We start from the raw sequence: 11,411 nt of genomic DNA on the forward strand, positions 1-11,411 counted from the left end.
ATAAAATAATAATAAGAAAACCGATTGACTTAGGTTCAATCGGTTTTTGTTTTTTTAAGAGAATGTTAAACAATCCTTAAACCGTGTTAAAGTACTTTAAAATAAGCCTTTAGATGTAAAATCTATTGTACCTTAAAGCATAACAAACTCAAAAAAAGAACAACAAAATGAACAAGCCACTAAACGTAGCGCAAAAACTAATTAAAACGCATCTTTTAGAGGGGGAAATGACCCCCGGAAAGGAAATTGGCCTGAAAATAGACCAAGCCCTTTTGCAGGATGCTACCGGAACATTGGTACAATTAGAGCTAGAAGCAATGGGGCTTGACAGTGCCAAGACGGAAGTTGCCGTTCAATATGTGGACCATAATTTATTACAAACAGATTTTAAAAATGCCGACGACCATGTTTTTTTGCATTCAGCAGCACAAAAATTTGGCTTGTGGTATAGCCGACCGGGAAACGGTGTAAGCCACCCCGTTCATATGGAACGCTTCGGGAAGCCAGGAAAAACGCTCGTCGGTTCAGATAGCCATACCCCAGCAGCCGGGTCGTTGGGAATGTTGGCCATTGGTACCGGGGGGCTCGATGTGGCCGCAGCAATTGCCGGTCAGCCATATTTTGTGAAAATGCCACAGGTTATGGGCGTAAAACTTACAGGAAAACTTCCTGATTGGGTAAGTGCAAAAGACATTATTTTGGAAATGTTACGTCGTTATGACGTAAAAGGCGGGGTAGGAAAAATAATTGAATATTACGGCGATGGTCTAAAGCACCTAAGCGCCATGGACAGGCATGTTATTGCCAATATGGGAGCAGAATTGGGCGCAACAACCACTGTTTTTCCTAGTGATGAGGAGACCCGACGGTTTTTAAAATCGCAGCACAGGGAAGAAGATTGGACAGAACTAAAAGCAGACAATGGTTGCAATTACGATTTGGAAGATGAAATTATTTTGGATGAACTCATTCCGCTTATAGCACTTCCAACGAGTCCGGGCAATGTTGTCCCGGTAAGGGAAGTAGAAGGGAAAAGCATTAGCCAGGTAGTAATTGGTTCATCGGCCAATCCCGGTTTACGGGATTTTTGGATTGCCGGAGCCATTGTAAAAGATAAATCTGTTAATCCCGATGTATCTTTCGACATCAATCCAACTTCACGTCAGATTATCCAAAACATGATTGAAAACCGGGCTTTTGCCAATTTAATAAAAGCAGGAGCCAGATTTCATCAATCAGGATGTATGGGCTGTATAGGAATGGGCCAGGCACCGGCAAGCGGGACCATAAGTTTGCGTACCATGCCAAGAAACTTCCCGGACCGTTCTGGAACAAAAGACGACCAAGTACATTTATGCAGTCCGGAAACAGCCGCCGCATCTGCATTAACGGGAAAGATTACAGATCCGCGGGATCTGGAAAAGCTTTTCAATTTAAAATATCCCAAGTATGAAGCCCCGGAAATTGATATTATAAATACCGATATGTTGGTAGCGCCTTCCAAAAATACGGAAGAGTTAAGCTTAAAAAAAGGTCCGAATATTAAAACACTGCCACATATAGATGTGTTAAAAGACTCGTATGAAGTTCCAGTTTTGTTAAAAATGAAGGATAATATTTCTACCGACGAAATTTTGAAGGCCGGTGCAGAGGTACTTCCGTTCAGGAGCAATATCCCGGAGATAAGCAAATTTTCGTACACGGTTATTGATGAAACTTTTTACGATAGGGCGATGGAAGCCAAAAATCAATATGGTGGACATGTAGTTGTTGCCGGTGAAAATTATGCACAGGGAAGTAGCCGGGAACATGCGGCCATTGCTCCAAAATATTTAGGACAAGTAGCGGTAATTGCCAAAAGTTATGCGCGTATTGCTTGGCAGAATTTGGTAAATTTTGGTATACTTCCTTTAGAATTTACTAACCCTTCTGATTATGAGAAAATCCATCAAGGGGCAATTTTAAGGCTTGAAGGCCTAAGAGACGATGTAAAGAACGGAAACCCTATCAAGGTACATATATCATATAAAAACAAAGAAATTGCCATAGAAGCCATGCATAGTCTAAGCGTTAGACAGGTTAATTTAATTCTTAAAGGTGGAATTATAAATGATTTTAAAGAAAAACTAGCATCTTAATAAATAATAGTTATGACAGGATTAGAACAATTACAATTGGATAAAATAGCAAAAACCGATCATGAAATATACGCACTTTTAAAGCAACGTTGGAGTCCGCGTATGTTTAAGGACGATAAAATTCCCGAAAAAGAAATAAAACAACTTTTTGAAGCAGCAAGATGGGCTGCCAGTTCGTCCAATCTTCAACCGTGGCGTTTTATTTATGCTGAAAAGGGAACCGATGCTTACGATAAAATAGTAGCTTGCTTAAGCAACTTTAATAAAAGCTGGGTGATTAATGCACCTATACTTATAATAACAGCTTATAAGGAAAAAAGGGAAGATGGGGAGGTTAATTTTCATGCGCTCCACGATCTTGGCCTCGCTGTTGGGAATATGAGCGTGCAGGCACAATATATGAATATAGGCATACACCAAATGGCAGGCATTGATTGGGAAAAAGCCCAAAAAACATTTAAAATACCAAAAGGGTACCATGTAGCCACGGCTATAGCCGCAGGATATTACGGAGGGGATTTCGAAAAATTAAACGAAGATTTGCTCGATATGGAAAAAAGTGAAAGGGAGCGTATTCCCCAAAAGGACTTTGCTTATAAGGATGCTTGGAAAGAATAAAATACTACGGAACATTAAAAAAGCACCAAAAACTTAAAATAATGTCATCTTGAGCCCTATCCGATTATATTGTTCAGGTAAGTTGTTGAAGTATTATATTGAAAACCGGAGGTTTGAAAATTTTAACAACCCGATTGAATAGATTTTTCGGATAGGGCTGTATTTGACAGAAAAGAATCACTTTTAGATTTCTTATGAAAATGTCATTAAAAGCAAGTTTTTTTATTTTTTCATGCTTTCAGAAAGGCTTATTTCCAGTCGTTTACTGTGGTAGATATCTCCAAAACCTTCAATAATTTTTCCATTTTTGTCAACGATAATTATCTTGTTCAGGCTCTTTATCACCAAGGTGGCCAATAATTCTTCAATATTATCTGTTTGATACTGACTTAAAGTATCGTCCAATTTAGAAATGGAAGCTAGGCTCTGTTGCCATTCCTTGCGGTTTTCGTTCACATTTATACCAATGTAATTATAGTTTGGATAATCTCTTTTCAACCTTGCTATACGCATTAACACATTTGTTTGATGGTTTCTTTGATGCAGGTTCCAAAAATAAAAAACAGTATTCTTTGAATACGAGGTAGAGTCGATTGTAACTTTTTCCCCTTTCAAGTTAATGAGATGGATGGGGGGCAGTGTAAGCCCTTTTTGAAGCTGTTGTACGTTATTGTAAAAAGTAGTGATTTCCTTTTGATGTTGGTTGTCTGGCGCATATTTACTGAAAGAATCAAGAAACCTTTGGTTATAGTTGGCGGTATGGTCTCCGAGAAGATAAGAATACGCCACATTTCTTGTTAGATTGTCCCGTATGGTTTTATTTTTTGTAATAGCACTGTCTATAAGTCGTAATTTATGTGTGCTGTAATGCAAAGACCTTTGAATTTTAACCAAATCCCCGTTACATTGATTTTTACAATAGTTATAAGACAAATTATTAAAATGGGTTACCAGGTAATTAAAATAAGGCCGGTAATAGGTTAATAAGGTATCATTGTAGTCTACTTGCCTTCTAAACTGGTAAAAATTTTTGGGAAGTTCAGATACTTCATGGAGTCCGTTCCTTCTTTTGTTTATAAACGGGTATTCTTCCATATCGGTAAAATACCTATAATTAATAGCCCCTTGAGTAATGTGTAATGCTACGGGCGATAATATGTTTTCCTGGTTAATATCGTTTAGCAGTTCCTGCTTCATGCTCCTAAGCGAATCTATTTTTTTTACAAATTCATCAGGATCCAATTCACTAAACTTGTTTACGGCTTTTTCTTCGTCCTCATAAATAAGGAACATATCAATCAAAAAATTGTTTTTACTGGCACCAATGCCTGAATAGACCAAAGATTCATCAAAATCCAAGGTGTTAAGCCGCATTAAAAGGCTATCGCCCTTTTCAAGTATTATGTATTGATATTCATTATGGTCAAAATGATAAAGCCCGTCATGTATATCGTCAACTTCAAAAAAGAACCGGTTGTTCTGGTCTATTTTAGAAGAATCTATAACAGCATTATTGTAGTATAGATAGACAAAATCATTGTTAGGGTTTACAATTTCCCCTGCAAAATAAGCCTTCGAGGGAGATTTTGTACAACTATAGGAAAGGGCGATAATTAACGTTAAGTAAAAGTACTTCATATAACGATATGATGTTTTCAAGCATCAGTTCCAACAAATCTATAAAAGCCACTTCTAGTTTAATGTTAAGGGGAAGTTAAATAAGAGCATTTAACGTTTATTGATTGTATGTAGGTCATATTTCTTTCTCCTTTGGAGCGGTCGTAACTGTCTCTTTTGGCAGTCCCGATAACCATCGGGACAGGTGAGGTAAATACAAAATTTCAAGAAACTTTTATTGCCATTTTAAGGCAGTAAATAGAAATGAAATAATTGGTCATAATCCTATACGTTACCTCTTAAAAAAATAAAAATGGGTTTGTATGTATGAATCCAAAATCCTTAATAGTAACCTTTACGGTGTACAATGTAGCGAATCCGAACATCAAGAAAACAGACGAAGTGAATTTATTATAGAAGAAGTAAGTAATGATTAATATATTTTTTTAACGTTGGGAGGAGGAACTAGAAATAGTTCCTCTTTCTTTTTTAAATGAGTTCTTTAAATAGATACTGGATAACATGTTATAATTTGTTACTTTTGCACCCGTAATTTGTAAAAGAAAAAATGAATGTTATCAGTTTCTAATTTATCTGTTCAATTTGGCAAAAGAATCTTATTTGATGAAGTGAACGTTACCTTTACTCAAGGGAATTGTTATGGAATTATTGGAGCCAATGGAGCAGGAAAATCAACATTTTTAAAAATATTATCGGGTGTTCAAGAGCCAACCAGTGGGCATGTGCATTTGGAACCGGGAAAACGTATGTCTGTTTTAGAGCAGGATCACTATGCCTATGATGAATATCCAGTTCTGGAGACCGTACTCCGTGGAAATAAGCCTCTTTTTACTGTTAAAAAGGAAATGGATGAATTATATGCGGATTATTCTGATGAAAATGCGGACAGGATAGGAGAGTTACAAGTTGAATTTGAAGAAATGAACGGGTGGAATGCCGATAGCGATGCTGCGGCTTTACTATCAAACCTTGGCATAACGGAAGATTTACATTATACTTTAATGGGCGACCTCGATGGTAAGCAAAAAGTAAGGGTGTTGTTGGCACAGGCATTATTTGGTAACCCAGATGTATTGATTATGGATGAGCCTACCAACGACTTAGATTTTGAAACTATTTCTTGGTTGGAGAATTTTTTGGCAAATTACGATAATACAGTAATAGTGGTTTCTCATGACAGACACTTTTTAGATTCGGTTTGTACCAGTATTGCAGATATTGATTTTGGAAAAATAAATTTATATAGCGGTAACTATACTTTTTGGTACGAAAGTAGCCAATTGGCAGCTAGACAACGGGCGCAACAAAATAAAAAGGCAGAAGATAAAGCAAAAGAATTGCAAGAGTTTATACAGCGGTTTAGTGCAAACGTTGCTAAAAGTAAGCAGGCCACTTCCAGGAAAAAAATGCTGGAAAAATTAAAAATAGACGATATAAAACCTTCCAGCAGGCGTTATCCCGCCATTATTTTTGAGCGTGAACGCGAAGCTGGAGACCAAATATTAAACGTAGAAGGCCTGTCGGCTAGTATTGATGGGGATATTTTATTTAAAAAGGTAGATATTAACCTTGCAAAAGGGGATAAGGTTGCCGTAATTTCTAAGGACTCTAGGGCAACAACAGCTTTTTATGAAATTATAAACGAAAATTTAAAACCAGACTCGGGTAAGTTTCAATGGGGAATTACCACAACGCAAGCATATCTTCCGGTTGATAATTCAGGTTTTTTTGATAACGACCTAACTTTGGTCGATTGGTTGCGCCAATGGGCAAAAACCGAAGAAGAAAGAGAAGAAGTATATGTTCGTGGCTTTTTGGGCAAAATGCTTTTTAGTGGAGAAGAAGCCTTAAAAACAGGGCGTGTACTATCTGGAGGTGAAAAAGTACGTTGCATGCTAAGTAGGATGATGATGCTACGCGGAAATGTACTAATGCTCGATGAACCCACAAACCATTTGGACCTGGAAAGTATTACGGCTTTTAATAATTCGTTGAAAAAATTCCCTGGAACCATTATGCTTACAACTCACGACCATGAGTTTGCACAAACCGTTGCCAATAGGGTAATAGAATTAACCCCAAATGGTGCTATCGATCGATATTTATCATTTGATGATTATATGAATGATGCTTCAATAAAGGAACAGCGTAAAAAAATGTACGAAAAAATATAATTTCCATATAAATCTAATATAAAAGAGGCTGTCTAAAAAGGAAATTAGGCAGTCTTTTTATTTTTATAAAACTCTAAAAATGGGTGTCTTGAAGGTATAAAACAATGTGTTATGCCCAAGCCTGTTTTCAGATCCGGGTCTTTAGATAACCCGAGTTTATTTCCAGAAGATATTTTTGAAAGAATCCCAACCAACCATCCTGTACGATTGGTGTCCCAAGTAGTCGATTTACTCGACATTAGTGTTCTACTGCGTACCTACAAAGGAGGCGGCACCAGCAGTTACCATCCCCGCATGCTGCTTAAAGTATTGTTCTGCAGCTATCTGAGCAACATCTATTCTTGCCGGAAAATCGAAAAATCCTTACGGGAGAATATCCATTTTATGTGGATCTCCGGTAATAGCACGCCTGATTTTAGGACCATCAATTATTTTAGGGGCAAACGCCTGAAAGGTCAGATCCATCATCTGTTTGCAGAGGTCGTCCGGTTATTGCAAAAGATGGGGTATGTAAGCCTGGAGGTGCAATATATCGATGGTACCAAGATAGAGGCGGCCTCGAACCGTTACACCTTTGTATGGCGCAAATCCGTTGAAAGGCACAAAACAAAACTGGAAGAAAAAATACAAGCCGTTTTGGCTTCTATTGATGCACATATATAGCCTCTGAAAACCAACAGAGCAATCAAGACGCCCTGCCCAAAAAAATTAATGGCCAGCTGCTCAAAGAGGAACTGGCCCGGATCAATAAAAAGTTAAAGGACAGCCCTGCTTTAGATAAGCAAAAGAAAAAACAGTTCAAAGAACTCCAAGGAAAACACCTGCCCCGGTTGGAGAAATACGAAAGCCAACTAGCGGTCTTAGGCAACCGCAATAGTTACAGTAAGACCGATAAGGAGGCCGCCTTTATGCGGATGAAGGACGACCATATGAAAAACGGTCAGTTGAAACCCGCCTACAACGCACAGATCAGTACTGAAAAACAGTTTATCGCTCACTTTTCTATCCACCAAAATCCAGGGGATACCACCACGCTCAAACCCCACTTAACAGGTTTTGAGCAGCACTACAACAAACAGAGCAAGGAAGTAGTGGCCGATGCAGGTTACGGTAGTGAAGAAAACTATGAACTCATGCAAGACAAGGGAATTACTGTCTATGTAAAATACAATTACTTCCATCAGGAACAAAAGCGAAAATATAAAAACAATCCGTTTTTAGTGCAGAACCTCTATTACAATGCCAAGGAAGACTATTATGTATGCCCCATGGGGCAATATTTTGAAAACATAGCAACCGAAAAACGCAAAAGCAGCACCGGATATGCCTCCACAGTTACTCATTATCAGGCCATCAGGTGTGAAGATTGCCCGCTCCGGGGGATGTGCCACAAAGCAGAAGGAAACCGAATCATTAAGGTAAATAACCGATTGGTTCAACTCAGGGCACAAGCCAAAAAGCCTTTAATCAGTCACCAGGGCCTGGTACACCGTAGTAACCGACCCATAGAGCCGGAGGCGGTCTTCGGGCAACTCAAATTCAATAATAAATTTAATCGGTTTACACATAGAGGCTTATCCAAAGTTAACTTGGAGTTCGCATTAATGGCCATTGGACACAACCTACGCAAGTTAACGGCTACTTTATCCCTATATACCTCTGAAAATTTAGCCGTTTTTAGCAAATACCTTAAAAAGTATATGAAAATCAACTTTTCTACCAAAATCTATAATAATCAAGTTCATCTGATTTATCTGAAGGCATGAGGATAAAAAAAGAGACTATCCTTTTTGGACAGCCTCTTTTAAATGTTATATTGTTTTTATAAGGATTATTGGCTCCTTTTAATCTTAAAATTCCTCAACGGTGTAGCCTTGGGAATAGCCGGTTCCAAGAAATAATTTTTTAATCGCAATCCACTTTCTTAAGTGCTTGTTCGTCCATAAAGTTTATTTTGGAATTTTCCTTAAAAATAAATTTTCCATTTTTCTCAAGTGTTTCACCGTACCCCGGAACATAAGAATTTCCCTTTTTCATAAAAATGACTTCCCGAATGGAAGTAGTTCCTTCAGCCATAAAATTATAATCTGCTTTTAAAATATCACCGTTAATTTTTCCGGATAATGTGCCATGACTTTTATCTTTTTCATAAAACTTATAGGCCAAAGTCCCGGTAATAGAATCGTTTTCCTGCTCTAACATCATTTGGATGGAGTCTTTCCCTTTTACATACAAATAGCAAGTAACTTCTGGAAGGTTATCAATAATTTCATCTGTAGAAATTTGTTCTAATTCCCTTATTTCTTCTTTTTTGGGTTCTTTTTTACAAGCTGTAAATGCTAAAATGCTTAAAATTAATATGATTTTTCCTGAATACTTCATTGTTGAATATTGTTTGGATTGCTACTTCTGTGTTTAAAGAATTTAAAATGAAATTAATAAAAAAAGCTGCATGAAAGTAATTTCAAACAGCTTTTCTTATTTTATACAACTGGAATAGGCCTATTTTAGGCCACCGACCATATCTTCGGGTTTAACCCATTCATCAAATTCTTCGTTGCTAACATACTTTAAGGCCAATGCAGCTTCTTTTAAAGTAGTCCCTTCTTCATGAGCTTTGTTTGCAATTTCGGCAGCCTTATAATATCCTATTTTGGTATTTAAGGCCGTTACAAGCATTAATGAATTGTTTACCAGCTCGTTAATGCGTTTGGTATTGGGTTCTATTCCGTTGGCACAATGTTCTTCAAAGCTTATACATGCATCGCCGATAAGCCTTGCCGATTGCAAAAGGTTTGCGGCCATCATTGGTTTAAATACGTTAAGTTCGTAATGACCTTGAGTTCCGCCAACGCTTATGGCTACGTCGTTACCCATTACTTGTGCGCAGACCATGGTCAAGGCTTCGCATTGGGTCGGATTTACTTTTCCGGGCATGATCGAGCTTCCGGGCTCATTGGCCGGGATTATAATTTCGCCAATACCGCTTCTTGGTCCCGAAGCCATTAACCTGATATCATTGGCAATTTTATTCAATGAAACCGCCAATTGCTTTAGGGCACCGTGTGTTTCCACCAAAGCATCATGTGCGGCCAAGGCTTCAAATTTATTGTCTGCCGATTTAAAAGGGTGTTCCGTAAATTTAGCAATAAATTCGGCTACACGTTTTGCATACCCTTTCGGGGTATTTAAACCAGTTCCAACGGCTGTACCGCCCAATGCCAGTTCAGATAAATGTTCTAAAGTATTATTAAGGGCTTTTAACCCGTGATCCAGTTGAGAAACATAACCTGAAAACTCTTGCCCCAATGTTAGGGGCGTAGCATCCATAAGGTGTGTTCTCCCTATTTTTACTACTTCTTTAAATTCTGCAGATTTCTTTTTTAAGGTATTTCTAAGTTGTGTAACCCCTGGAATGGTATTTTCTACTACCATTTTGTAGGCGGCTATATGCATTCCTGTTGGAAAGGTATCGTTGGAAGATTGCGACTTGTTGACATCATCGTTTGGCTGAAGTGTTTTTTCGCCTTCGCCAATTTTTTTGCCTGCCAATTGGTGTGCACGGTTAGCAATAACTTCATTCACATTCATATTGCTCTGCGTGCCCGATCCCGTTTGCCAAATAACCAATGGAAACTGGTCGTCGTGCTTGCCTTCAAGAATTTCGTCGCACACTTGGGCAATCATGTCCCTTTTATCAATGGGTAAAACGCCCAATTCGCAATTGGTATATGCTGCGGCCTTTTTTAAATATGCAAAACCATGCACAATTTCTATTGGCATGGATGCCGGCGTACCTATTTTAAAATTATTTCTGGAACGCTCTGTTTGTGCACCCCATAGTTTGTTTGAAGGAACCTGAACTTCCCCCATAGTATCTTTCTCTATTCTAAAATCCATAGATTTAATAAACTTTTTTTGATGTACAAATTTACATTTTTATTTGTTTATTATTCTATATTTAATGGTGGACCTTATATTTTGAATGAAATATTTTGGGAAGCTATTCTGCCAAAAAATCCAGTTTAGCCCCTTCTACTATGTTGTCCAGATACTTTTTTAGGAAAAAGAATTGAGTGGTTTTTTCAACCCCAATGGCCTTAACAAACTTATTGTAATATTTTTTGTCGGTTTTTACTTTTTGTAAATCAGTTTTTAACACGTCTTTGTTGAGTGTATTTATTTGGTCGGATGAATAATTGTCCATGTTGTCTGCATAAGAATCGAATAATGCAGCTTTTTCCACGGAAATTTTCCCGCTTTCTTCAAGATATTTATCAAATACGGGGTTGAATGCATTTTCTTCGGTTTCGGTAAGCTCAAGTTCGTCGTAGATAAACGACTTGACTTCAACTTTTGCGGTCGATTTTAACAAGTCGGCATAATCTTGGTCGTCTTGGGCGTTTACCGTTATAAAGCTTAATAGAATGCCGATTAAGAATAATTTTTTCATAAGTGATAATTTTAAGGTTGGTTTATATGTGATTAAAATTCTTCTATGAATTTAATTCATATATAAAAATAGCAATTATAATGGGATTTTATAAATAGAGGCATAAATAAATAATTTAATTTATTGGTCGAAAACTTAAGAATTGTGCTTATCTTTGAGGCGAATTCAGAAAAATTTCCGGAAACTATGTTTGAATTTGACCAATATCTTGGCTTTTTAGCAATCATGACCGTCCTAACCATAGGATTTTGGTTGATGATATTTCTATTAACCTTTGTAATTCCTTATTGGTTGGGTGGCTCGATCATCGAATTGATTAAGGAAAAAAGAGAAGCCAAAAGAGCAAAATCAGAAAAATAAAAAAAGAAGCCAATTGGCTTCTTTTTTTTT

At 37.5% G+C, this 11,411-nt stretch carries 10 protein-coding genes; 6 read left to right on the forward strand and 4 right to left on the reverse strand.

The genetic code is table 11. The features are described from left to right. Positions 1–167 precede the first annotated feature (167 nt). Both PSF86_RS05765 and PSF86_RS05770 read left to right on the forward strand, forming a co-directional pair. Entirely contained in the window at positions 168–2,138 is a 1,971-nt protein-coding gene (locus PSF86_RS05765; protein WP_277899105.1) for an aconitate hydratase, read from the forward strand. A gap of 12 nt (positions 2,139–2,150) precedes the next feature. Continuing rightward, on the forward strand, positions 2,151–2,756 hold the full coding sequence (locus PSF86_RS05770; RefSeq protein ID WP_277899106.1) for a nitroreductase family protein: 606 nt from the start codon (positions 2,151–2,153) through the stop codon (positions 2,754–2,756). A 222-nt stretch (positions 2,757–2,978) separates the two neighbouring features. On the opposite strand, the gene PSF86_RS05775 is transcribed toward PSF86_RS05770, so the two are convergent. Next, positions 2,979–4,394, reverse strand: coding sequence for a TlpA family protein disulfide reductase (locus PSF86_RS05775; protein ID WP_277899107.1), 1,416 nt, complete (start codon positions 4,392–4,394; stop codon positions 2,979–2,981). 551 nt (positions 4,395–4,945) lie between these two features. Here PSF86_RS05775 and PSF86_RS05780 point away from each other — a divergent pair. The 3 genes from PSF86_RS05780 (at position 4,946) to PSF86_RS05790 (ending at position 8,334) form a co-directional block, all read left to right on the forward strand. After that, a complete protein-coding gene (locus PSF86_RS05780; RefSeq protein ID WP_277899108.1) occupies positions 4,946–6,568 on the forward strand; it encodes an ABC-F family ATP-binding cassette domain-containing protein in 1,623 nt (540 codons plus the stop codon). Between the two features lie 111 nt (positions 6,569–6,679). Further along, positions 6,680–7,231 carry a transposase gene (locus PSF86_RS05785; RefSeq protein ID WP_277899109.1) on the forward strand — a complete coding sequence of 184 codons (552 nt, stop codon included), beginning with the start codon at positions 6,680–6,682 and terminating at the stop codon, positions 7,229–7,231. 167 nt (positions 7,232–7,398) lie between these two features. Next, complete coding sequence (locus PSF86_RS05790; RefSeq protein WP_277899110.1) at positions 7,399–8,334, forward strand: transposase; 936 nt, start codon at positions 7,399–7,401, stop codon at positions 8,332–8,334. A gap of 139 nt (positions 8,335–8,473) precedes the next feature. Here the strand turns inward: PSF86_RS05790 and PSF86_RS05795 are convergent, their stop codons facing one another. The 3 genes from PSF86_RS05795 to PSF86_RS05805 all read right to left on the reverse strand — a co-directional run bounded on the left by PSF86_RS05795 (position 8,474) and on the right by PSF86_RS05805 (position 11,021). Beyond that, positions 8,474–8,950 carry a hypothetical protein gene (locus PSF86_RS05795; protein ID WP_277899111.1) on the reverse strand — a complete coding sequence of 159 codons (477 nt, stop codon included), beginning with the start codon at positions 8,948–8,950 and terminating at the stop codon, positions 8,474–8,476. Between the two features lie 120 nt (positions 8,951–9,070). After that, the gene (fumC, locus tag PSF86_RS05800) at positions 9,071–10,468 is read right to left on the reverse strand and encodes a class II fumarate hydratase (protein ID WP_277899112.1); all 1,398 of its coding nucleotides are present in this window, start codon (positions 10,466–10,468) and stop codon (positions 9,071–9,073) included. Between the two features lie 103 nt (positions 10,469–10,571). After that, positions 10,572–11,021: a hypothetical protein gene (locus PSF86_RS05805; RefSeq protein WP_277899113.1), complete on the reverse strand. Its 450-nt coding sequence runs from the start codon at positions 11,019–11,021 to the stop codon at positions 10,572–10,574. A 186-nt stretch (positions 11,022–11,207) separates the two neighbouring features. On the opposite strand from PSF86_RS05805, the gene PSF86_RS05810 reads away from it, so the two are divergent. Then, complete coding sequence (locus PSF86_RS05810; RefSeq protein ID WP_277899114.1) at positions 11,208–11,381, forward strand: hypothetical protein; 174 nt, start codon at positions 11,208–11,210, stop codon at positions 11,379–11,381. The last annotated feature ends 30 nt before the right edge of the window (positions 11,382–11,411 follow it).

The sequence above is a fragment of the Galbibacter pacificus genome, from assembly GCF_029603165.1.
Lineage (GTDB): Bacteria > Bacteroidota > Bacteroidia > Flavobacteriales > Flavobacteriaceae > Galbibacter > Galbibacter pacificus.